This window comes from Hahella sp. NS-SX17 (assembly GCF_057367735.1).
In genome coordinates this window covers 4,877,651-4,901,446 of the sequence record NZ_CM170632.1, presented here as the reverse complement: position 1 = coordinate 4,901,446, position 23,796 = coordinate 4,877,651, and the positions used below count along the sequence as shown (strand labels likewise).

Annotated in this window: 17 protein-coding genes; 9 read left to right on the top strand and 8 right to left on the bottom strand. The window is 52.8% G+C overall.

Going from position 1 to position 23,796, the window contains the following annotated elements; genetic code table 11:
• Positions 1 to 2 precede the first annotated feature (2 nt).
• Positions 3 to 971 carry a transaldolase gene (gene tal / locus AC2IBB_RS21765; RefSeq protein ID WP_486328839.1) on the top strand — a complete coding sequence of 323 codons (969 nt, stop codon included), beginning with the start codon at positions 3 to 5 and terminating at the stop codon, positions 969 to 971.
• Between the two features lie 144 nt (positions 972 to 1,115).
• On the opposite strand, the gene AC2IBB_RS21760 is transcribed toward tal, so the two are convergent.
• The 4 genes from AC2IBB_RS21760 to AC2IBB_RS21745 form a co-directional block, all read right to left on the bottom strand.
• Positions 1,116 to 2,447, bottom strand: coding sequence for a cytochrome-c peroxidase (locus tag AC2IBB_RS21760; protein ID WP_486328838.1), 1,332 nt, complete (start codon positions 2,445 to 2,447; stop codon positions 1,116 to 1,118).
• An 8-nt stretch (positions 2,448 to 2,455) separates the two neighbouring features.
• Positions 2,456 to 3,397 carry a FixH family protein gene (locus AC2IBB_RS21755; RefSeq protein ID WP_486328837.1) on the bottom strand — a complete coding sequence of 314 codons (942 nt, stop codon included), beginning with the start codon at positions 3,395 to 3,397 and terminating at the stop codon, positions 2,456 to 2,458.
• Positions 3,398 to 3,603: 206 nt separating this feature from the next.
• Positions 3,604 to 5,748 (bottom strand): choice-of-anchor B family protein, encoded by a 2,145-nt coding sequence (locus AC2IBB_RS21750; RefSeq protein ID WP_486328836.1) that lies wholly within the window; start codon positions 5,746 to 5,748, stop codon positions 3,604 to 3,606.
• Between the two features lie 539 nt (positions 5,749 to 6,287).
• Positions 6,288 to 8,504 carry a M4 family metallopeptidase gene (locus AC2IBB_RS21745; protein WP_486328835.1) on the bottom strand — a complete coding sequence of 739 codons (2,217 nt, stop codon included), beginning with the start codon at positions 8,502 to 8,504 and terminating at the stop codon, positions 6,288 to 6,290.
• Positions 8,505 to 9,651: 1,147 nt separating this feature from the next.
• On the opposite strand from AC2IBB_RS21745, the gene AC2IBB_RS21740 reads away from it, so the two are divergent.
• Together AC2IBB_RS21740 and AC2IBB_RS21735 are read left to right on the top strand one after the other, a co-directional pair.
• Positions 9,652 to 9,969, top strand: coding sequence for a 2Fe-2S iron-sulfur cluster-binding protein (locus AC2IBB_RS21740; RefSeq protein ID WP_486328834.1), 318 nt, complete (start codon positions 9,652 to 9,654; stop codon positions 9,967 to 9,969).
• A 719-nt stretch (positions 9,970 to 10,688) separates the two neighbouring features.
• Entirely contained in the window at positions 10,689 to 11,651 is a 963-nt protein-coding gene (locus AC2IBB_RS21735) for a LysR family transcriptional regulator (RefSeq protein WP_486328833.1), read from the top strand.
• Between the two features lie 197 nt (positions 11,652 to 11,848).
• Here AC2IBB_RS21735 and AC2IBB_RS21730 read toward each other — a convergent pair whose 3' ends face one another.
• Positions 11,849 to 12,619 carry a DUF4852 domain-containing protein gene (locus AC2IBB_RS21730; protein ID WP_486328832.1) on the bottom strand — a complete coding sequence of 257 codons (771 nt, stop codon included), beginning with the start codon at positions 12,617 to 12,619 and terminating at the stop codon, positions 11,849 to 11,851.
• A gap of 339 nt (positions 12,620 to 12,958) precedes the next feature.
• Between AC2IBB_RS21730 and AC2IBB_RS21725 the strand changes: the two genes are divergently transcribed.
• Positions 12,959 to 13,993, top strand: a complete 1,035-nt coding sequence (locus AC2IBB_RS21725; protein WP_486328297.1) for an IS630 family transposase — start codon at positions 12,959 to 12,961, stop codon at positions 13,991 to 13,993.
• 138 nt (positions 13,994 to 14,131) lie between these two features.
• On the opposite strand, the gene AC2IBB_RS21720 is transcribed toward AC2IBB_RS21725, so the two are convergent.
• Positions 14,132 to 15,055, bottom strand: a complete 924-nt coding sequence (locus AC2IBB_RS21720; protein WP_486328831.1) for a DMT family transporter — start codon at positions 15,053 to 15,055, stop codon at positions 14,132 to 14,134.
• Between the two features lie 147 nt (positions 15,056 to 15,202).
• On the opposite strand from AC2IBB_RS21720, the gene AC2IBB_RS21715 reads away from it, so the two are divergent.
• The 5 genes from AC2IBB_RS21715 to AC2IBB_RS21695 all read left to right on the top strand — a co-directional run bounded on the left by AC2IBB_RS21715 (position 15,203) and on the right by AC2IBB_RS21695 (position 19,460).
• Positions 15,203 to 15,664 carry an Lrp/AsnC family transcriptional regulator gene (locus tag AC2IBB_RS21715; RefSeq protein WP_486328830.1) on the top strand — a complete coding sequence of 154 codons (462 nt, stop codon included), beginning with the start codon at positions 15,203 to 15,205 and terminating at the stop codon, positions 15,662 to 15,664.
• A gap of 420 nt (positions 15,665 to 16,084) precedes the next feature.
• Positions 16,085 to 17,158 carry a leucine-rich repeat domain-containing protein gene (locus tag AC2IBB_RS21710; protein WP_486328829.1) on the top strand — a complete coding sequence of 358 codons (1,074 nt, stop codon included), beginning with the start codon at positions 16,085 to 16,087 and terminating at the stop codon, positions 17,156 to 17,158.
• A gap of 20 nt (positions 17,159 to 17,178) precedes the next feature.
• Entirely contained in the window at positions 17,179 to 18,213 is a 1,035-nt protein-coding gene (locus AC2IBB_RS21705) for a hypothetical protein (protein WP_486328828.1), read from the top strand.
• 172 nt (positions 18,214 to 18,385) lie between these two features.
• On the top strand, positions 18,386 to 18,649 hold the full coding sequence (locus AC2IBB_RS21700; protein WP_486328827.1) for a hypothetical protein: 264 nt from the start codon (positions 18,386 to 18,388) through the stop codon (positions 18,647 to 18,649).
• A gap of 79 nt (positions 18,650 to 18,728) precedes the next feature.
• Positions 18,729 to 19,460, top strand: a complete 732-nt coding sequence (locus tag AC2IBB_RS21695; RefSeq protein WP_486328826.1) for a leucine-rich repeat domain-containing protein — start codon at positions 18,729 to 18,731, stop codon at positions 19,458 to 19,460.
• A 718-nt stretch (positions 19,461 to 20,178) separates the two neighbouring features.
• Here AC2IBB_RS21695 and AC2IBB_RS21690 read toward each other — a convergent pair.
• A complete protein-coding gene (locus AC2IBB_RS21690) occupies positions 20,179 to 22,509 on the bottom strand; it encodes an efflux RND transporter permease subunit (protein WP_486328825.1) in 2,331 nt (776 codons plus the stop codon).
• A 14-nt stretch (positions 22,510 to 22,523) separates the two neighbouring features.
• Complete coding sequence (locus AC2IBB_RS21685) at positions 22,524 to 23,786, bottom strand: hypothetical protein (RefSeq protein ID WP_486328824.1); 1,263 nt, start codon at positions 23,784 to 23,786, stop codon at positions 22,524 to 22,526.
• Positions 23,787 to 23,796: the final 10 nt, after the last annotated feature.

The window sequence follows — 23,796 nt, the reverse complement described above, 5'->3', positions numbered from 1 at the left end:
CGATGAAAAGTTTATTAAATCAATTACGCGATTACACCAAGGTCGTCGCCGACACTGGCGATCTGGAGGCGATTCGCCGTTTTGCGCCGGAAGACGCTACGACTAATCCTTCGCTGGTGTTGAAAGCCGCACAGTCCGGAGACTATGACGCCTTATTGCGGCAAAGCGTGGCGCTGGCGCGTCGACTGAATCCTCATGATGAGGAAAGAGCCATTGAAACCGCTCAGGACAATCTGGTCGTAGCTATGGCGCAGCGCATATTAGACGCGACGCCGGGTAAGGTTTCCATTGAGGTCAGCGCCCGCTACTCCTACGACATCGACGCTACTGTCGCTAAGGCGCGGGAACTGCGGCGTTTATTGAGTCAGGCCGGCGCGCCGGTGGAGCGGGTGTTGATCAAAATCGCCGCTACCTGGGAAGGCGCTCAGGCGGCGCGCATGCTGGAAAGGGAAGGCGTCAATTGCAATCTGACGTTGATCTTCAATCTGGCGCAGGCGCGCGCCTGCGCGGAGGCGGGCGCGTATCTGGTGTCTCCTTTCGTCGGCCGCATTCTGGACTGGTATAAGCAGGCGAATCCCCACAGGAATTATGCGCCGGAGCAAGAGCCTGGGGTGCTGTCGGTGAAGGACATCTATCACTACTACCGGCGTTATGGATATACCACTGTTGTGATGGGAGCCAGTTTCCGTAACGTCGGAGAAATCACGGCGCTGGCGGGATGCGACCGCCTTACTATCAGCCCCGCGTTGCTGGAGGAGTTGGCTGAAACCCAGGGGACTCTGCTGCCGTCCTTGTGTGACGAAGGCGTCCGCGCTGCGCCGCCTGAGCCCTTAACGGAGAAAGAGTTTCGCTGGCTGATGAATGAAGACGCCATGGCCACGGAAAAACTCGCGGAAGGCATTCGTGGGTTTTATGAGGACCAGTTAAAGCTGGAAGCGATGATTCGTGAACACTTGCGCGCCGAAGCCTGATGGCGCCGTATTGTAAAAAACGCTCAGCCTGGGCCTGGCGTCGTTATAACGGGAAAAGGAGCGCTTAAAAAAGCCGGATTACCGTATGGCGCGTTCGGTAAATCCGGCTTAGGCCTGAGTCGTTATCGCCTGACTCAAGTCAGGCTATTTGCTTGTAGAAGCCAGTTCGCCGGACTCTTCACTGGCTTCCATATGCGGGTCCCGCCACCACTTGTCGTCTCGGGGAACAGGGGAGGTCAGTGAGTTCAGAAACGCCACCAGTTGCGCCAACTCGTCTTCCGTCAACCCCAGTGGAATGATGTCGAAGTGCGGACGGCTGGGATGTTGTTCGCGGTCGTAGAAAGGCGGTTTGGGCTTGTTGTAGTGCTGCACCACGTCCATCAAGGTTGCGAGTTGTCCCGCCTGCATATAGGGCGCGGTGGCGGCGATATTGCGCAGGCTGGGGGTTTTGAACGCGCCCACCAGCTCTGGTCCTTGTTTCTTCAGAAACGCCATTTCCTCACACTGTTCCACTTCCGCGTCGCTCCAGGAAGACAGGCAGGTGAACTCGTTCTGGGTGAGTTCGGTTACGCCTTGATAGCGGCCCATGTCGACCATCTTCACGTCGGGTTCAGGGGCGCCGACATTGTGAAATTCGAAGTTGGTGAATAAAGGGCCGTTATGGCAGCTGGCGCAGTTGGCCTTGCCCATAAACAGGCGCATCCCTTTGATCTCTTCCTCGTTCATAACGGACTTCAGCTTCTCTTCGCCAGCTTTTTCGTCCAGTAGCGCTATGAACTGGTCGAAGCGGGCGGGAGGCAGTTCAAGCCTGCGTTCATAAGCCATGATGGCTTTGCCCATGTTGGCGAACACGCGATTGACGGCTTCCTGCTGGGCGGCGCTGAGTTGCGACCAGTTCTTCTCCGCCGCGCCGGCGACCTTCGGGCTGGCGGGAAGCGTGAGTCCGGAAACCGCATCCAGATCGTTGGCGTCGCCAAACAGTTTGACGTATTCCTCGCGATAGTCCGTCGCCATGATCTTGGCGGCGCTGGTGCGGTCAAGACCGTGTTCGTTCTGGTCCTCCATTGGCGACAGCGCTTGCGCCCACAGGCTATCGGAGCGACCGTCCCAGAATTGCCAGGGGCCGTAGATGGCGCCCGGGATGGAGGGCGCGCTGCGGCGTGTCGTTCCAATCGCCTGAGACTGTGGTAAGCCATCGGTAAAATAAAGCTGCGGGTTGTGGCATTGCGCGCAGGATACCTGACCATTGCCGCTCAGGCTGCGATCAAAGAAAAGCTTGTGGCCCAGCTCTGCGGCGTCTTCATTGTCCGCGTATTTGTTACTGGGCGCAGCGGGTAACTCGGGGAGGGCGGACAGGGAGAACTTGGCGATAAAATCCCGGTCCGCATTGGTAAACTGGTAGACGTCCGAGGCGGCCAGCGCGACGCTGGATACCGCCGCCAGTACGCCTGCTGCGATATGTTTGATCCTCAACATACAACCCTCTACAGAACGAGATTGAATACGATAGTGTCGGACTTGCCGTTGGCGGTCACGTCAAACTGGATGACCCACCAGCCCGCCATCTGGAACTTGACGCCGTCCACTTTATACACGCCGGGAGCGGACTCCGCCGTAATGCGGGGCTGCGTCGGCAGACCGTGAACGTGGCCGGGCATATGGCCGGAAAATTCAACCTTGGCGTCGGTGATGGGGTCTCCGTTCATGTCCGACAGCAGAAAGTTCCACTTATGGATCTCGTTCAAAGGCGTCAGCGGTTCCGGCGCGCCTTCCGTCAGCGGTTCGATATGGGCGAAAAAATTCAGGTCCCGGGACGCCTGAAACGTACGAATATCCAGGTCCGCTGGCGCTTGTTGCCCCGTCATCGCCGGCACTTCCAGGCTCATGGAGTCAGGTTGCACGGTTTCTGGCGTCGAGGTCATGCGGTTCAGCATGGACGGGTGTACGCTGCGGATCTGGGTGTTGTGGGCTAGCATTTGATTTTGTGACGATTCCAGCCGCATTGGGCCGGTTAATTTCACCCAGTCGCTCCATTGGAGGATGAAGCCTTCTTCGATAAGCGCCAGGGCGTAATTTTTCAGGTTGGCGCTGCTTGCGCGCAGGTCGGCGCCCTGTTTTTGCCAGAGTTCAAGCTGGCTGTTAAGCGTATCGATAGACTGGCCGTAGGATTCTTTCTGTTTTTTGTCCTTGAGGGAGCGTTCCACCACCCGCATTTCACTGACCTGTTTACGGATATGGCTGGCGTTGCGAAGGACGTTGACGGAGCTTAACTCCAGCTCTTTTGCTTCTGTGAGCAGGCGGCTGGCGACCTGCATGGAAAGATTGGGCGTTTCAGTTTCTGGCGCGGGAGGCTGTGTTTTGTCGTCAGCGACGGTGACTCCCGGAATCAGAGTGAGCAACAAAAAAACTTTGGCAATGTGTTTCATGAACAGTCCATCTTTATGTATTCCCTTCAGTTCCCCTTTCTGTCTCTGCGGGGCGCTCTGCGTCGCCTTGGGGAAACGTCTCTGAAGAGCTTTTTATTTTATTTAGGGTTCGGGTCTGGCGACGTCAGCCCGCCGGCGGACCCTGATATAAACGAAAACAGGGGCAAGTCTCCCCAACTTGCCCCTTTATCCGATTAGCGGACCAGTTAGAACTTGACGCCCCAACTATTCAGCGTACCGGTGTCGCGTCTGGCCTGGTCTTTGACTCGAAGCTTCCACTGTCCCGCGGAATCTTTGGCGCCGATGTCGACGCTAAAGGTCTGCTTGATATTGTCAGCGGAGCCGCCAGTGCGGTTATGCAGGTTGAACACGGTTCCGTCTGGATGCAGCAGGTCCACCACCAGGTCGCCTTTATAGGTGTGGGTGATGTCCACGGTGACGCTGACTGTGCCGGAAGCGCCAGTGCGGGTCACGTCAATCGGGCTGCTGACGCCGGTTCCGTTGTTATCCGGAATGTCGAACGGAGTAGTGTTCTCGTAGCTGTCCGGCTCAGTAGGCGGCTCGCCGCCACCGCCGATCTCTACGGTGTAGTCTTCCACTTCGCCATAGTTGAAGGTTCCGCAAGGGCTGGGCGCTGCGTTGTAACGCATGGCTACGCGCATACGGGTTTTGCCTTCAGCCGCTGCTGCAGGAATACTCAGGGAGCCGGTCACCACGGACGAGGTGGCGCTGCCGGAGCTGAACACTTCTTCGCCGCTGTCTTCGAAGTCGCCGTCGCCGTTCAGGTCAACCCAGATCTTCCAGTACTCTTTATAAGAACTGCCGCTGAAAGAAGGCGTCAACGTGAGGTCGGTGTCGCCGGAAGCCAGCGCAATGGTCATGTCAGTGAAATCGCTGTACTTGGACGAACCGGAAGCATTGGCGAAATCACCGATTTCCACTTTACCGATCCACTCTTCGCTGGCGTTGTTACCAGAGGCTTCACAGTAGTCGCTGGGATCTGGATCGGGATCCGGGTCCGGGTTTTCGATGGCGTCCCAATCCGGTTTCACCGTGAACAGGCCGTTACCGATATCGCTCAGGATGATATTGCCGCTGGCGAAGTAGGCGTAGTTACTCCAGGTGCCGGAGAACTGCGCTGCGTTGGAGCCTGGGATAGTGTCGAAGTACGCCACTTCCTCCAGGTTGCCGTTGGTAATATCGTCTGAGTTAAGGATCCGCAGACCTGCGCGATAGTTAGTTTCGAACACATAACCGTCTTTGGTGTAGAGGTTGTGGTCGATCGCTTCGGTTGGGCCAACGTAGCGTCCCAGTTCAACAGGGTTCTCCAGATCGCTCACGTCCCAGATATAGGAAGTGGTGTTGATGCCGGAGTTCTGCTCATCCAACTCGTCGTTCATGATCAGAACGGAGTGGTTGTCGTCAATGAACCAGCCCTGGTGCGTATACTGCGAGCCTTGATAAGGCGTACGCGAGATTTGCTGAGGGTTGCTCTTGTTGGACACATCGATGATGGTGATGGTGTCTTCGTTGTAGCCAACGCAGATTTCCTTGCCGAAGTAGCGCGAATCCGGACCGTTGTACACCACGCACTGAGTGTCGTGGGTATAACCGTCGGCGGAGAAGCAGCCGGCGTAGGAAGGCGCGCTTGGATTAGAAACATCCACCATGTACAAGCCGCCGCTACACTGGTTGCTGCCCACGATGTAGGCGTAACCGGTTTCTTCGTTAATGGCGATGTTGTGCGCGTTGCCGAAACCGCCCAGGTGGGTTGTTTCCGTCAGGGTGGAGCCTGGCGTCACGTTGCGCAGGGTGGTCAGGTCGAAAACCTGCAGGCCATGGGTGCGGTTGCCGCTGCCGTCAGCGACGATGAACGCATGGTCATTGTAGGTCTTGATATCCCGCCAGGAGTCGGAACCGTTGTTGTGTGAAGGCAGGAAGCCCAGATAAACCGGGTTTTCCGCATCCGTCACGTCAACGAAGGAAGTACCGTTCTCACGACCGACGATGGCGATTTCCTTGCCGGTCTGCGGATCGGTGTAACCCCAGATATCGTTCAGGTTGGCGGAGCCGCCGCCCATATCGCCTTTCGGCAAAAATGACATCAGATCGACGTTTTTGCAGGGGTAGCCTGCGGCGCTGCCATTCTGGCATTGTGTGCTTGCGGTGAAGCTTGCGACGCCCGCCGACCCCTCATCGGCCATCATCGCACTCATCATCGGGCTCGGCGCGCCTTCGTTAGAGTTGTCGTACTTAAAGCCGTCAGGAAACATTGCGCTGTGCCCCCAGGAATGAGAGGAGAGCAAGAGAGCGCTAGTCGCCGCTACAGCTTTTAAAGGAAGATTTTTCATCGTTATATTTCCTTATAACTCTGCGGTTTGAGTTTTATTAGTTCCGCTGAATTCCACTACCGACGAAGAAACGGTCATCGGGGAGAACATGACATTGTCCTTGTCAGCTGAGTACTGCGACGCAAGAGCCGAGTTCTACCCTCGGTTTTCCACGTCACTCGCGTGAAATCACGCAATCTTCGCCACTACGGAAACGCCCTGTTATTGAATACGATCATTGGCTTTTGGCCTATATGTCGTTCGTCCTAATTCATCTCGGGCGTTCGTTATAGCCGTGGCGAACCGGCTGTACAGCAATAATCGCACCACGACGCCGCTTCCCTGAAATCTGGCCTTGCGGTCAGTATTCGGACCGTGGCGGCGCTAAAATGGTGCGTTATTGCACCTTTTCGTAACACATTGATGTCACAATAGGTAACTAGAATTTACCAGTGTTAAATAAAATCGAAAATATCCGACGACTTACGTCGCCGGATATTTACGCAGTCCGAGACTGCGGTCACATTTAATGGTTTAGATCAGACCTTAAGGGTCTTGTCTTAGAACACCATTTTCCAGCTGTCGATGTAGCCAACGTCGCGTCTTGCGCGGTCAGTGACTTTCAACTCCCAGGTTCCGTCAACGTTTTTGCCGCCTACGTTTACGGTGTAGGTTTCATTCAGGTCGTCTGCGCTGCCGCCGGACCGGTTATGCAGCGTCTGAACGCTGCCATCCGGACCGACCAGCTGAACAACCAAGTCGCCGATATAGGTGTGAACGATGTTCACAGATACTTCAACGGAGTCGGCTGTGCCGATTTCTTTCACTTCGATCGGGCTGGAAACGCCATTGGCGTCGTTATCGGGAATCTCATAGTCATCCGTGTTTTCGAACTCGCCGCCGCCAGGATCAGTGTCGCCGTTAAAGTCGCCGACCAGGTTGACGCCGGAGTAGCTGGAGTAGCCGCGCAGCATGACGAAGTATTCGCCTTCGCTTGGATTCTCGAAGGTGCACACTTCATCGTTGCCGTTTTTGTATGGGCGGCAATCGTAGCTGGAGGTGGTTGGCTTGGAGCCGAACTTGACGTACATGTCCGCGTCGCCGCTGCCGCCGCTCATGGTGAAGACCAGGTCGGTAGCGTTGGCGGGCACGCTCAGTTTGTAGAACTTCTCGGTGCCTTGGTTGCCGGAGATGCCAGTGATCGGATCGCCTTTGGTCATGACAATAACTGTATCGTCCGGAGGAACGCCATCACAGCTTACGCCGACTTGTTCAAACGCAGCAGTAACGTCGGCTTTGCTGTAGCCTTTGTCTTCCGCAGCGGACTCAACGCCGCAGGCTCCATCGTCAAAGTTGGAGTTTGGCGTCCAGTAGGTCTGGTTGGCGCGTACGAATACTTCAAAAGCTTTTTTAGTGTCCCAGCCGCTGGTGGTGGCCAGCAGGTAGAAAGCCTTGTTGTAAACGCCGCTGCTATAGTGCACGTCTAGGCCGTCATAGTAGTCGCTGGCGTGGCCGATAGATCTGCCGTCACGGGGAGGGTTGTCCATGAAGCGCAAACCGTCGCCGTTTTTCATGATGGCGGCGCCGACATAGAAGTCGTTTTCGCCGTGCATGAAGAACTCAGCCGCTTCGCCCGCCATGTCGGAGAACGCTTCGTTCATACCGCCGGGCTGTCTTTCATATACCAGGCCGGAGTTGAACTCGGTGAAGCCGTGCGAGACTTCGTGCGCGACTACGTTGATGTCCACCAACGGGTAGAAGTAGCTGGCGCCGTCGCCGAAGGTCATTTGGCTGCCGTCCCAGAATGCGTTCTCATAGCCATTGCTGTAGTGCACGCGCAGTTTCAGCTTGGTGTTGAGCGGGGAGGTGTCGAACCACTCGCTGTACATTTTGAACACTTCGATGCCGAAAAAGTGCGCGTCGTTCAGCGGAGAGTATGCGCCGTTGATTTCCTTGACGGTGTTTCTCGGGCAAGTGAACTGGTGAATGCTGCCGCCGGAAGTGCGGTGATTCAGGTTGATCGTTTCAACATCGGCGGTGCTCATACGACACTGGGAGTCCACTTCAAAAGTGGGGTAGTCGGTGCCGTATTCGTATTTTCCTGTTTTCTGGTTGCCCCCGGGGCCCGTGGCCTCCTGGTGCGCCAGGCCGTTCCAGGTCTTGATCACGTCGCCGCTATGAGCGTCGATGATAAAGAATGGACGCTTGGGATCAGGCGCGCCTTTGGTGGCTTCGGAGAAGTAGTTGACCACATAGACCAGCTTCGCCTGCTCGGATTCCTGGTCGAAGTAGATCATCAGTTCGGTGGACTTATTACGATACTGCGGCGCATTTACAAAGGTGAAGCCGCTGTTGTTTTTCGCAATGCTCAGGGCTTCTTTGTCGGAAATGGTGGGGTTGGCTCCGGGTACGAAACCATTGTCCAGATCCGCCTGGATGCCTTGAATAAGGCCGCCATTCATATGGACCACTTCGTCGTTCGCATCGCGCACCATGATGATGTGCTCGCCGAAAACCTTCAATCCCTGATAGGTTTGCTGCAGTCTTTCATAGGTGCGGCCATTTGCTTCGGTTCGGCTCGAAAGCTTGACTAGGCCATTCTCCCCTAACAGTCCCAAAGCAGCATCGTTGCTGAGGGAAGCCATAGATGAGCCAGACGCTGCGAATCCCGCGCTTTGGTAAGTGCGGAGATCTACGCGCTCCGCCGCCATTGTATGAGCGGAAGCGAGCGTAAGGCCGACTATCAAGGCATTAAGCTTAAAGTGTCGATCAGACATGCTAAAACTCCAGTTTTAATTATTTAACCGGGTCGAAGCATACTGGCGCTTAACGAATTGGAAGATATATACGCAAGAGAACGATATATAAAAAGATAGGCAAACGAAAATAGAACAGGCTTTGGATATAGATACACCTGATCCAATAGGATCATTTCATGCTTTGGTAAAAGTATGAAATGCAGTGAAGTGACGGCAAATAAACTTCACATTCCATGTAAAAGTCATATAAGGCTTTTAGCAAACCCGTTTGTTATCTTTTTTACGCGTTAACCCTGTCGCGTTAAGGCTATCCATACACTGCACTTGGTAGCCCTTTATTATCCGAATCGCCAAACATCCAAGTACAGTTCTTTCCCATCCTTGTTATGGCGACGCGCCACCCGGGTCATTCAAGCATCTGTTTGATGAGAGGGCTAACCCTCTGAATTCCTGGGCTTGGCGACAATCCGCCAACTTGAATGCCGGAGTCGTTCCTTGATGCGATTTTTGTATGAGTTGGTATTTCCATTCGCATCGTTTGCTGACGCCGCGGCAAGCAAGTGGAAAAAATAGTAGGTTAAAAAATTACAATCTGTCAACGTTAATAAGGACTAGGATAATCGATTATCTATAGGTATTTTCCGTAGTGGCAAAAGCCTATACCTAGCCTTAAAACACAGGTTAAGTGGTTGATTCTTTCGGTTTTTACTGATGGTATTTAATAAACGGCATTAAGTTTAGAGAGCTGCCGCTCAACTCGAACGTCGCTGACTTTGACATAAATATTTTAAAGGGCTCGGTAAATATTACGGAGATGAAATAAAGGTTCTGTTTAAAAATTGATTTCTCCCTTTGGTTTCAATAGAAGAAACGTATAGTGAGAATTTGGAAAAAGCGCGCTTTACTTGCTTTTTATATATGCAACCTAATTGTGTATTAGATTTTGGCGTTAAGCGCGGATGGGACAATGGCGGTTTCAAAATTGGGACAATGTTTCCCTCTTATGGCGCTATCCGGGTAAGGAGAAGTTGTTAAAATCCCAAAAAACGCAGGAAAAATACCTGCCTTTAAAATGACGATGCGAGTCAGTGCGTAACAGGGTCGGTTGTGCGGTGGATGTCCCCGCGCAGCGGGAAGTAAAGACAAGACAGGGTGATAGTGGAGCATGGGAACGATAAACGTGAAGGATCTGCAAGGCGCGGAAGTAAAAATCCAGGCGGTCGACGGGCTCTCTCTGATGGAGCTGTTGCGGGACAATGGCTTTGAGATGGCGGCGATCTGCGGAGGCGCCTGCATCTGCGGCACCTGTCATGTTTATGTGCGCGGGGAGAACGCGCGCCACTTACCCGAACCTGCATATGATGAAGCCGAATTATTGGAAACCAAGTCTGATTACATTCAGGGAGTATCGCGGCTGGCGTGCCAGATAAATTATGCGGAAGAGTTGGACGGACTGATGTTGGAGTTGACTGAAGATAACTGATTGACGCATAAGTTGTCCCGCCAGGACGCCAGAGGGCGGGACGCACGCAAACGGTTAAGGTCTGTTGTTCTGGGGTGGCGACTTAATCGTTTTATAGTCCGCATTGCCGTGTCTGCGGAACTAAACTCGCCGCCACGCATCCAATTCTCACATCTCTTCACGCATAAATATCTCGATGCCGGGCAAACCGGATAGGGTATTTCATCCAGGTCGAAAACTTGTAGGACAATAGGGTTAAGTTATGGTGACGGAAGCACTTTTTAAAAAAATATCCCGGTTTAGGCTAAAGGTTTATTTAAAGCTTCACCGAATCAGTTTACATTCTGTTCTCGGGATGAATGCTCACTCCATAAAACATCAAAAAATACTGAATAACTATTACTACCCCTGGAACTAATAAGGACCGGGTTTGCCGGTTCACAACACCCTGAATTTCTGCGTGAGAACGTTACGCGTTTCTCACCGGAGGCGGCGCTCTTTGCGGTTCAGCGGTAAGGCGTTGCGACTGAAATGGTTCACCGAATGTGAATATTTAACAGCACGGACGGATGAACTTGCTTATAACTACAACGATGGATCACCAGCTGTTGGAATAGGTTGCAGTTTAGTTGAAAAGACGTTGGTTGCAGGACCAACTGACCGGTAGCTGGAGGCCAGACGCCGGGCGTTAATAAAACTAAGAAAATAAGCTTTTCATTATAGTTAGGGATGAATGCACTATGGATCTTAACAGTATGTGTATTTTTACCAAGGTTGCGGAAACCAAGAGCATTACCTCCGCAAGTCAAATGCTTGGTATAAGTAAACAAACCATCAGTCGTAAAATTATTCAATTGGAGGAATCTTTAGGCGTTTGCCTGATCAGGCGAACCACTCGTAACTTCGAATTGACCACCGCCGGTCAAGCGTATTTCCAATACTGCACTTGTATAGTGCAGCAGGCGGAGGAGGCCAATGCGATGGTCAAATCTCTGCAAAGCACTCCCGTAGGTGAAATAAAAGTCAGTATGCCCCTGGCGTTTAATAACAATAACGCCATGTCGAAATTGTTCACCAATTTCCTCAAGAAAACGCCGCAGGTAAAAATCGATATTCATCTGAGCAACCGCCGCACCTGTCTTATCAGTGAAGGAATAGACATGGCGTTTCGGCTGGGACCCCTGGTGGATTCGACTATGATCGCCCGCGGTCTTGGCGTATTGACCTTTGCATATGTGGCGAGCCCGGAATATGTGGAAATGAACGGACTGCCTGACAATCCCAATGACGTTATCAATCACACCATCATCGCTATGCATGACTGCAAACTTCTGGACGATTTTCGGATCAACGAGAAGATAGGCGATCGCGTGCAGATAAATGATTTTTCGTTGGCGAAGCAAATGGCGATGGACGGTTTTGGCATTGCGGTGTTACCGGTATTTATGTGTGTGGATGAAATAAGAGAAGGCATTCTGATTCCTATTCAGAAAGAATGCTTCCAGCCCACGCGGCAACTTAATCTGGTGTACACCCAATCCCGTCACCAACCCGCCCACGTCAGGAAGTTCATAAACCACGTTGTAGAGGAAACCCGCCCAATCCCTCCCTGGGAAATATATGTCGACGATGTTTTCCCATCCCATACCATGATTCCCCCGCATAAGAGTGTCGACAGAGAACCGTTGCTGATGCAGAAATAGTCGGTAGTAAGCAGCGCGCCCGGAGCTTTCCGATATTGTCCCATTACGGAAATATCGGAAAGCTCGCTCTTTCTACTTTATATATGCTTGTATTGACTTTGCGCTGGTGAGTACTTGACTTGATTCAGAGAATACGGCTCTCATCAACTTTTTCGAATGTCTGAATATAAGAGAAAAAGTAGTGAAGTCTCACGTTATTAAATGGCAACGGAACGAAACGGTGGATACTTTTCTTTATTATCCCGTGTCACGATGCTTGGCTTTATGTCGATAAATTGCACTTCTTTTATTTGAGCCTGAAATGCAGAGGGTGTGCTCATTCCCGTTATCTCGATAATATAGCGAACGTATATCCAGCGGCCATTGTTTCTGTGATTAAGGAAAGATTCAGCGTCCTCCGCGCTCATTTTCAGGCTGGGTGTCGCTGAAGAATTCTCAACTGTAACCGTGATCTCGCGAGGCAATACCTCGATATTGCTGCCCCCACTAAGGGCGAAGTCTTTCGCAGGCCTGAATGGAAACGCTTTTTTGTCAAAGTCGTACTTCCCTAACTCAACAGGAACCGTAATTTGATACGCGTTTTGCAAGGAGTGTTGAGTCAGTGCATTTTCCAGCTCCAGAGTGGCTCGATGAATTTCTTTGCGGTATGAAATTTCATTGTTCCGTAGCGAAACGAACTTATTCCCAATGTTGTGTTTTAAGTAGTCCTCTCCATATGGCGCCAGGTCTTTAACGCCTGACTGTGTCAAGCCTTCCAGCATCATTTCATGCCAGGCGAGCACTTCCTGCCTGGTTTCTATATTGCGGCGATTGGCCTCAGAAGCCTCATAGTTTATTGGTTCCTTTGTAACAGGGTTGTTCCAGCACGAGATGCATTTGCCGTCCACATACATATGGCGTCCATTCGACGCGCATCCGGTAAAGGAGAGCGCCATCAACGTTGCTATCAGAATTTTGACTATTTTCATCGTTATCCTTAATCAGGTTTTCATATTAACTTTGGCTGAAAGGGGGTATTGAAACGAGCGCGGGGTCCGTGTCTCGGAGGGGAAATGCTCTATCAAAAAGGCGCTTTGTTTTCTCATTATCCATAATGTCGGACGCTTCCTTTTGAGACTAGGCGTCGCCAGCTCTCTGTATACTTAAAAAAGCCGGGCTCGCTCATGCAAGGGACTGAATAATAACTATTATTTCTGCGCCTATCTATATATTAAGATGGAAGGATTCTTGTGATATGGGTTGTTGTGGACTATCTGTATTGGGTTATTATTAACCTGGCATCGATATAGATATGATACAATGCCCATATGATTATAGAAGACGCTCGCTCATTACCTGCCGCAGCGCAGGAAGAAAAAAGAAAACAGGCCGTGCGACTGCGCAAGCAGGGGTATAGCTATCAGGAAATAGCCGATAAGGTCGGTGTCCATAACCTGACGGTGGGAAAGTGGATCAGAGCTTATGAAGCGCAAGGGGTTAGCGGGATTAAATCCAAGCCCCGGGGACGAGAGCCCGGTTCGGGACAGCGATTAACGCCAGGGCAGGAGAACCGAATCAGATGTTTGATTGTCGATAAAAGCCCGGACCAGCTCAAGCTGGAGTATGCGCTCTGGACCCGTAAGGCGGTGCAACAGCTTATTGCGCAGGAGACGGGAGAGCACTTGGCGATCCGAACGGTTGGCGGTTATCTGGCCGCCTGGGGTTTCACGCCGCAGAAGCCGGTGAAGAAAGCGTATGAGCAAAACCCGTCTCAAGTCGAGAAGTGGCTGAAGGAGGAATACCCGGTCATCAGCGGACGAGCGAAGGCGGAAGGGGCGGAGATCTATTGGGGGGATGAGACAGGGCTTCGAAGCGACGCTCAACATGGGCGGGGCTATGCGCCGAAAGGGAAAACGCCGGTGATTCGCCTGAACGCCAAGCGTGAGTCGGTCAATATGATCTCAGCGATCAGCAACCAGGGCAAAGTGCGGTTTCAAATCTATGACGGCTCAATGGACGCAGACCGGTTGATAGGGTTCATGAAGCGGCTGATCCAAGACGCCCAACGGAAGGTCTTCCTGATACTGGACAATTTGAGAGTCCATCACGCCAAGGTTGTGAAGGCCTGGCTTGAGGAGAATGAGGATCGTATAGAAGTGTTCTATTTACCCGCCTATTCCCCGGAATTGAACCCGGACGAATACTTGAATTGTGACTTAAAAGCGGGAGTTCACAGTGGTAAGCCGGCGCGAAAGAAAGGGGATCTCAAAAAGAAAGTTCGATCACATATGTGTATGTTGCAAAAGAAGCCTTCGAGGGTGAAAAAATACTTTAACCACCCAAGCATCAAATATGCGGCATAGAATGCCTATATCGATGCCGGATTAATAACATGCCAATATGATTGCCATGTTAATTATTTGATGGAGTGATGAATATATAACCGTACTTACTTCGGTTTAGGGCGTATCCCAGCGTCTTATCTGAATAAGAGACGGCGGCTAAGCATCAGCCGCTGTGGCTGGGGATGTTCTTCGCCAGTGAAACAGTCCCAGCGACGTCAACAATCCCAATATGACCAGAGAGACGCCGATATATTCGGCGGAGCTTGGCGTTTCGCCGAGTATTACGTCGCCGAACAGCACCGCCAGACCCGGCGCCAGGGAGGTGAAGACGGCGGCTTGGGCTGCGCCCAAAATGGAGATGGATTTTGTATAACACACCAGGGCGATGGCGGCGGCGAGGACGCCCTGGAATACGCCTTGAACCTGTAATTCCTGTCCGCTTGCCTGAAGAAGGTGGGGGTCGCCGAACGCCAGATAGGCGGGGACATATATCAACATAGACAGAACGGAGACGATGGCCGCTCCGGTTACCGGCGAAACATTGTAGCGTTTGCTGTTGAGCGTGTAGGACGCCCACAGGAAACCGGACAGGACGAATACCAGATCGCCAATCCAGGCGTCGGCGAGTGCGTCCGACGAAGTGGTGACGCTCCGGTAACCAATACTCATGATGCCCAAGGCGATCAGCAAGAAACCGATCCAGCGCGGAGAAGAGGGTCGGTCGCCCAATAACAGGACGCTGCCCAGTGTGGCGAACAAAAAGGCGCAACCGGAAATAATAACCCCGCCATGACTTGCGGGCGCTAAAGTGAGGCCACCAACGCTGATCAGTACATAGGGAGCCCCGGCGCCGGTAGTGAGAATCAGCGCCTGTCTCCAGGTCAGACCTCCCAGACCCGACTTGATGACCCAAGGCAGAAAAATCACGCCAGCCACGATAAAGCGAATGGCGGCCACATCGTAGGCGGTTAAAGTCTGCTGTACGCCCAGGCGGGAAATAACCGGCCAGATACCCCAAATCAATGCCGCCAAGACGCCCATGGTGATGCCTTGTCCAATACGAGCCCGCTCAACTGTCACGATTCACCTACTGCTATCTGAAACTTTGAATTACTGAATACCAGAGCGACATTTTAGGAGGATAGGGTTGAATAATTTATGCGTATTTATGATTTAGAATGTCGAAAACACGCTTATTTTCATAATAAACGCATAAAAGAGGCGAAAATGAACGCACTGGACTCGTTTGACGTCGCATTGCTAAAAGCATTGCAGGAAGACTGCCAGCAAACCTCCCAACAACTGGCGGAGAAAATCGGTCTATCGCCCACGGCGATCCAACGTCGCATTAAAAGATTGAGAGAGCAGGGGATTATTCACAAGGAAGTGGCGATCCTGAACTCGCAACTGCTGGGTAACAGAATGACCGTGATCATTCAGGTAATTCTGGAAAAAGGCGGACCACGAATCGTCGACGCCTTCAAACGCAGGATCATCAAATTCCCAGAGGTGCAGCAATGCTACTACGTAGCAGGGGAGTTCGATTTCGTATTAATCGTCAACGTGGCCAACATCGCCGAATACGACCTACTCACCCGCAAACTGTTTCCGGACGACATGAAGATCAGTAAGTTCTACACCATCATCGCCATCGAAGCGGTAAAAGCCGACTTGAGTTTACCGTTGTGAGTTTTTGCCGGATTTGGCGCAGAGGGTTATCACAAAACTCAATTCCTGTGCATTTCGCCAGTCAGAATACAATAATGGACTGCCTTCGAACCTTATGGCATAGCCCTTCTGACGGCTTGTGTATTGAGTGGTAGTTTTGTTACGGTTTGTTTCGGTTATAAAAGCAATATTTATTGCAATCAATTCAATACAAGCCATCGCCACTTTGATATCACCTTGGGTAATACCATTTGGGGGACTCCGGGTTTGCTGATACGTGGGAAAAATGGGCTGAAAGCTACCTTTCAGCGCAGCCAGAGGATTTTAGGGATTAATCATGAGTTCTTGATATTTACTTGAAAAATCGCTTAGTAAGGCGGCTCAACTTACTTGTTAAAAATAGATTTCAAGCCCCACCAAGGTGCTGTACAGGAATGTTATATGACCAGCAAGCTTCGGAAATTTCCCCTTTTACTTTTGACCGCCGTCCTCGGTGGACTACTTTCCGGCTGTGGCGACTCCGCTGAGGAGGAAGCGAGGTTCCAGGCGGAAATAGCCAGGGATGACCGCATCAGCGCCCTGCATGCGGCTTGCCTTGAGTCCCCGACTGCTCTGGAGGAATACCGGGCATGCGTTCAGCACTCCCGCGAAACCAGGAATCCTGTATTAAGCCTCAGTAGTGGCGGAGAAAAACTTCCAGATGACATCTTCGCCGGCGCGGGATTGGAACATGTCACTGTCCTTTTCTTAAACAACAATAAGCTGACCACCTTGCCATCTTCCCTGACAAACCTGACAAATCTGACAAAGTTGTATCTGTTCGAGAATGAATTCACAGAGATTCCCGAGGTGGTGTTCGAGTTGCCCAGGTTGGAGAAAATGTCCATCACCTTTAACCGAATCTCCCATATCAGCGACAAGATCAACAACCTGAGCAACCTCAAATCCCTGGACTTGGCGGTCAACGAGCTGGCCACGCTGCCAAAGTCCCTGACGGGCCTGACCCGGCTGAAATATCTGAATCTGGCGGCCAACCGCTTCGCCACCATCCCCGCTTCCATCACCACCCTGCCCAATGTCGAGTACCTGTCCTTTGCCCGCAACCGACTGGAGGCCGTCCCGGACGCGGTTACGCAAATGCACTCGCTGAAGGGCCTGTTTTTAACCGACAACCATATTCATATTCTGCCGGAGCAATGGGACGGCATGGATCGGCTTGCGGTTCTCCACCTCGCCCGCAATTCCCTGTCCTCGTTGCCGGCATCCTTGGCCCGTCTTCCCCAGTTGGGCCAGTCCATCGAAGGCCATATAGGGCGGCTGCCTTTCGATGTGGATAACGCGGAAGGCATGGACGAAAAGTTCGAAGAAAGAGGGATTCGTGAAGTCGCTCACGGCATCGACATTTCCAACAACAAATTCACCCGCCTGGACCCGGCCTTTTGCCTGGTTGGCTGGATCAATCTTGAGAACAATCCCTTGACCACGGAAAAATTCAACTTTAGTTGCGGAAAGTAGACAGGAAAGGAGCAAGTAGAATGAGTGATCACCTTAATATTCACCGGAAATTAGAGATTCTCTCCGATAAAGCCAGCGATGCGAAATCCCGTTGGGATGAGTATGTCAGCGCCCCGTATTCCAGCGCGTATGAGGCGGCCCATAAGAAGTTTCAGAGCGTGTTAAATGAAGACAAGAAATCAAAACAGCAGGCGCTCGACCTGGCTTTCCTGGCGCTGTCCCTGTGCGGCGGCGCCCTGCTGACCTCCGCCTTCGCCGCCACCGCCCGGGTGGCGCTGGCGGACGCCATGTTGAACTATATCTGTAAAAGAAACCTGACGCGCGTCTTCAAGACCGTCGCCTTTATCGAGAACAGCGCGGCGACGCAATTCGTGTTCGGAGAAGTATGGAACATTGTGAAAACCAAGGGCATGGCCTCGGCCAAGCGTGATATTGAAACCAAGTTCAACAGCCCGGCGAAGCTTCTGTCGGATGAGCCCTGGCGGGTGGATAGCGCTCTCAAGGAGTTTACCGAACAGGCGAAGAACTCGGTCAAAGCCATGGTCGGCCACGTCGCCTCCAATAGCAAACTCTCTATCGAGGATCGGGGCCGGATTTACAAAGGCTTAATCAACGGCCCGTTTTTTGCTCCGCCCGACAAAACTCCTTACACCGATGAAGACAAGCTCGCCAAGGAAATCGAGTTCACCATGTATCTGAACCTGATTATCGACAGCGACTTTATACAAAAGCGCAAAGGAGGGAGAACCTCTATCGGCGTCAGCCCCTCTGCGGCGGATTATCCGAAAAATATTGGCTTCGGCAGGGGCTACCATCAAAAAATCGGGTATAACCGTATCGGCCAGACCATTATCGACCGGATAAATGTACTGCATAAAAGCCTGTACAAAGCGGAAAGCAAATTTATCGATTCTGGATATCTAGGCGAAACCATGAACAAGGAAATTATTCTGCGCGCCGAGTCTTTGCTGGCTAAAATTGGCGGCCGAAGTGATATCTATCGGCAGAAGTATGCCCCGTTGATCGTAGATAAGAGAGTTCAGAAAATTTCCTGAAGCAGGGATAGCAAGCCTTTTGGAATGTCCCGTCTACGTCGCTTTAGCAGGCGGGTGTAGGAAACGTGCTCCCATCGCCACCGTTGTCAAACGTCCAACCTGGCGGGCGACGAATTCATATAATTCACTGCTACTACCATCGCTCTGGGATAGTGCTGTACAGGAATGTCATATGACCAGCAAGCTTCGGAAATCTCACCTTTTACTTTTGACCGCCATCCTCGGCGGACTACTTTCCGGCTGCGGCGACTCCGCTGAAGAGGAAGCGAGGTTCCAGGCGGAAATAGCCCGGCAGGAACGGCTTGAAGCTTTGCATGCGGCTTGCCTTGAGTCCCCGACTGCTCTGGAGGAATACCGGGCATGCGTTCAATACTCCCGTGAGAGCAAAACTCCTGAACTAGGGCTCGGCGGAGGGGGGGGAAGAACTTCCAGATGACCTCTTTTCCGGCCAGGGATTGGAACATGTCACTATCCTGGGCTTAGGCGATAACAAGCTGTCCGTTTTGCCGTCGTCTTTGAAAAACCTAACAAATCTAAAAGAACTCCGCCTTGAGTCCAATGAATTCACCGAGTTTCCCGAGGTAGTGTTTGAGATGCCTTGGCTGGAGAAAATATCCATCACCATGAACCGGATATCCCATATCAGCGATAAGATAAACAACTTGAGCAACCTCAAATCCCTGGACCTAGGGGCTAACGAGCTGGCCGCGCTGCCGAAGTCCCTGGCGGGCCTGACCCGGCTGAAATACCTGAATCTGGCTGCCAACCGTTTCGCTACCATCCCCGCCTCCATCGCCACTTTGCCCAATGTCGAGTACCTGTCTTTCTCTGAGAATCGACTAGAGGCCGTGCCGGACGCGATTACGCAGATGCCTTCGCTTAAAGGGGTGTTTTTAAAGGATAACCATATTCATATTCTGCCGGAACAATGGGACGGCATGGACCGGCTGGCGGTTCTCCACCTCGCCCGCAATTCCCTGTCCTCGTTGCCGGTCTCCCTGGCTCGCCTTTCCCAATTGAGTCAGCCCACCGAAGGCCATATAGGGCGGTTGCCTTATGATGTGAGCAATGCTGAGATCACGGACACAAGCTATGAGAAATGGGGGGATGTCGAAGTGTCCTTTGGCATCGACATTTCCAACAACAAATTCACAAGCCTGGACTCGGCCTTTTGCCGGGTGGGCTGGATCAATCTTGAGAACAATCCCTTGACCACGGAAAAATTCAACTTTAGTTGCGGAAAGTAGCAAGTAGAATACAAGAGGCTTGTGGCTCACCGGATGTCAGTAATTCGAAATGAAGGGCTCTTAGTGACTCGCCCCTTATTCGACAGTCGAACACCGGAACTAGTAGATCACTAATGTGAAATCTAGCCGTTTTTTCTACTCAGGCTGGTCATTTTAGATTAGCGCTCTGGGAGGCCCTTCGACAGGCTCAGGGCGAACGGGGCGTGTAGAACAGGGTGGGGCGTGGGCGTCAAACTACTCATCAGTCCGCGGTTATGATTGTGGACAAAAGAGTTCGGAAAATAACCCGAACCAGCTCAGGGAGCGTACAACTCTACTGAGACTGAGGTTCCCTAAGTCTCATCCTCTTTTTCGGCGGCCAACTTGGCAAATATTGAACATGCTGGGCGATTTCCCCGCGCCTCCCTCCGTTCGCCCTGAGCTTGTCGAAGGGCTCTTAATGACTCGCCCCTTATTTGACAGGCGAAATCAGGAACTAGTGGATTACTAATGTGAAATCTGGCTTTTTTTCTGCCCAGGCTGGTCATTTTAGATTAGCGCTCTGGGAGGCCCTTCGACAGGCTCAGGGCGAACGGGGTGTGTAGATCAGGGATAGGGAATCTCTAAAAAACGTTGGCGGCAACGCAGGTAGTTTTTCAGAGGTGGAAGAACTCTCTCTGTCGCGTCCCCCTCTCAACCCACCGCACTAGGCGGTGGGCGCCAACCACTCCCAAATTCTTCAAGCCGTCACTGTATTCTTCAGCGTTTCAGCGACGGGTTTTGGTTTGGGGCCGAAGGCCAGGAGGAGGAGTGGGAGCATGATGAAGTCGAAGATGAGGGCGGTGAGGAAGGTGAGGGAGGACATGATGCCCAGGGTCACGTTCATGTGGAAGTGGCTGAGGGAGAAGGCGAGGAAGCCGACTGATAGGACGACGGTGGATATCAGCAGGGCGGGGCCGATGCTGCGGAAGGTTTCCACTACAGCTTCGTTGGGAGTCTTGCCCTGATCGCGGGTCAGGCGCAGATATTTACTGATGAAATGCACGGTGTCGTCCACCACTACGCCCAGGGTCATGGCGAAGATCAGCACGGCGGCGAAGTCCAGTGAACCACCGAACAGGGACCAGAACCCGAACGCCACCAGGATGGGGGCAAGATTGGGGGCCATGGAGATCAGCCCCAGACGCACACTGCCCAGCGTCAGCGTTAACACCAGGCCGATCAGTACTGTGGCCAGGGCGGCGTTGATGATCATATTGTCCGCCAGCCGTTCAATCATGTAAGAAAACATCACCAGCACCGACACGCCGCGGCTTTGGAAACTCTGGGTATTATCCTGCAGCCATTGATGGGTGCGGTCCACCAGATGAATGATTTCACTGGAGCTGGAGGAAGCAATAGTGGCGATCATGCGAGTGGAGGACTTGGCGATATTGATCTCATTGTTGATCTCCTGGCCGAAAGGCAGGTTGGCTTCGTAGAACAGCAGCGCCTGAGCGTTGGCGTCCTGTGAGTCCGCCGTTTTGTAGAACGCAGGTTCGCCGTTATGCAGAGACTTGTTGACCCGTTTCAGCGTGTCAGTCAAAGACGTCACATGATTGATCATGGGATCGTCGAGCAGGTGTTGTTTGAAGGCTTCCGCTTCTTGCAGAAAGACCGGGTCGGAAATGCCCTGCTCAGCGCCGGTATCGAGGCTGAAATGGATGGTCGTGGTGCCGGCCAGCCGCTGGTCGATAAAGTCCGCATCGTCACGGAATTCAGTGCCTTTTTCGAACATTTTCACCGGATGATCGTCGATCGTGAAATAGCGCAACCCGTACAGCGGCGCCGTTATTAGCCCCAGAAACACGACTGCCGCCAGCGCTTTTCTGCGCACCAGAAATTCCCCCAGCGCCTTGCAGAAGTGACTGAGGGCGGAAGTGGCGGACTGGTCGCGCTGGATGTTGATCAACATCATGGACGCGGGTATCAAAACCATAGCGTTGATGTAGGCGAACAATACGCCCAGCGCGCACATCACGCCGAGATGTTGAAACGGCGGCACATCGCTGTACAGCATAGACAAGAAGCCAATGCTGGTGGTGAGGCTGGTCAGGGTCACAGGGTAAATATTCTGCTGCAGCGTGTGCTTCACCGCTTCATCCCGGTTGGGATAGCGGCTGCGGCCGAACAGGAAACTGAGCGCCACATGAATGCCTACCGCCACACTGATGGTGAGAATGACGTGAGGCGCAATGGAGCTGTGGGGACTGAACTCGATACCCAGAAAACCGGTGACGCCGAAGGCGGAGAAAACCGTGAGCATGGTCGAGAACACAATGCACAGAGTTACTTTCCAGGAACGGAACAATAGCGCCATGATGACCATAAAAATCAGGAACATCAGCGGAAACAAGGTCGCCATATCGGCGCGGGCGTACTCGTCGAAAGCGGCGTTGAGCATAACGATGCCGCCCAGACGAATATCGATGTTGGCGTAACGCAGCTCATAGTCATCGCGAATAGAGCGCACTTTGGCGGCGGCTTCGGCGATGGCGTTTTCCTTGTCGGGAATCATCAACTGCAGATAAATAGCGGTGACTTTGCCATCGGGAGACAGCATTCTGTCCTTGATGCGCGGTTCACTCTCGGCGATGGCGCGGCGGGAGCTGAGATAGCCAGGATTCCGCAGTTTCTCCGGCAGAACCAAGTCCTCCACCAGGATTTCCTCTGCGTCCGCCTCGATGTGCTGAAAGTTGGTGATTGAATCCACACGGGTGACGAAATCCACTTGCCATAAGTCCTCCGTCAGCCGCTGCACTGCTTCCATCACTTCCGGGGAGAACAGGTCCGCGCCCTGGGTCGCCTCCACCGTCACGATCAGCGGATCGGTGCGGGAATAGGTGTCCAACAGATTTTCCCAGGCCACCAGGTCCACATTGTCCTTGGAAAAATACACTCGATAATCGTCGTTGAATTTGATGTGCTGCAACCCCGGCGACAGAAGCAAGGGCAGTAACAGCAGACACGCAATCACCCGTTTCGGGGCGGCGATGATCAGATGGGCGAGAAAGAGGGCTAGCCTGTTCATAATGAATCACCGGATCAGTCGAAATAGTAAGTGAATGAAGCGTTGATCAATGGGTCGTCGCGCAGGGTATACAAGGGATCGCTGTCGTCAGGGTCGTAACCGCGCAAAGTCAGCTCCATGGCGATATTGGGGGTCAGACGCCGTTTGAAGTTGAGGTGATAGACCGCGGCGCTGTGATTGAGATCTGCAATGGCGCCGACGATCAGCGTGCTGTCGTTGTAGTCGTTGGAGGCCCAGCGCACGCCGACGAAGAGGTCCTGATCGAAGGGCGTTCCCAATGCGCCATCGCCGCGGGAGTCGTAGATATACTCGGCGAAAACGCTGAGGTCCGCTTGTTCTTCGGGGCGGATAAAGGTGTATTCCGCCCCCGCTACGGCGGCGAAAAAGTCCGTCGGCAACGCATAGCGCGAGCTGGATTCTTCTGTGTTGTTGTAAGCGAACTCGCCTTTATACAGCCAGCTTCCTGCTGTGCCCTGCACCGTAAAACCCGTCGTCCTCACTTTGTAATACAGCGGGCGCAAATGTCCGGGTTCGGCGCCGGGAACAAATAGCGGGTCCTGCCGATAACCATCGTAATGAAAGGCGGCCAGATTGACCTCTCCGGTTACTTTCTCCACCCGCAGCGCATAACTCAGGCGGTGATTGTCCCGATCATCGGTGAACAGGGCGTCGCCTTCGTCGAACTCCAGTTGTCCGCGGGTGGGATTCTCACGGGCCTCGCGACTGGGCAGGGTGCGCTCGCGAAACCAGGGCAGCGCATACACTTCATACTGCATGGATTCCGCCTGATAGGCGTAGCGAATACTGGGAGCGCCTAGCTTGTCCTGGCCGGCGGGATCGCCGGCGATGTCCCGCTGGTTGATCATATCCGCCACCTGTAATGGCAGTACGTTCACCGCTTCCACGGTGCTCCATGAGACATGACGTAACCCTATATTGACGATATGGCTGTTGTGGAAATACTCGAAATCCAGTTCTTTGAAGTCGACGCGGTGGCGATTATCGTCGACAAAGTCCACACGGCCGTAGGGCGTCGCTTTCAGACTCCAGTTGCGCGGCAGATAGGTGAATAGTTCCGCCGAGCCGGCCAGCGCCGCATTGCCGTGGTCCTGAATCGACGCTCCGTTCTGCGGATACCAGTAAACTTCGGGGCTCAGGTATGCGCTGGTGACGGAAATATCCGCTCCCCAGGCGTAACAGGGCAGGGCGGCGGCGAGAATCAGTCGCGCCGCGCCCAATTTGCGAGTATGAAACCGCAAGCGTGTATCCTTGGGCATGACCATCCCT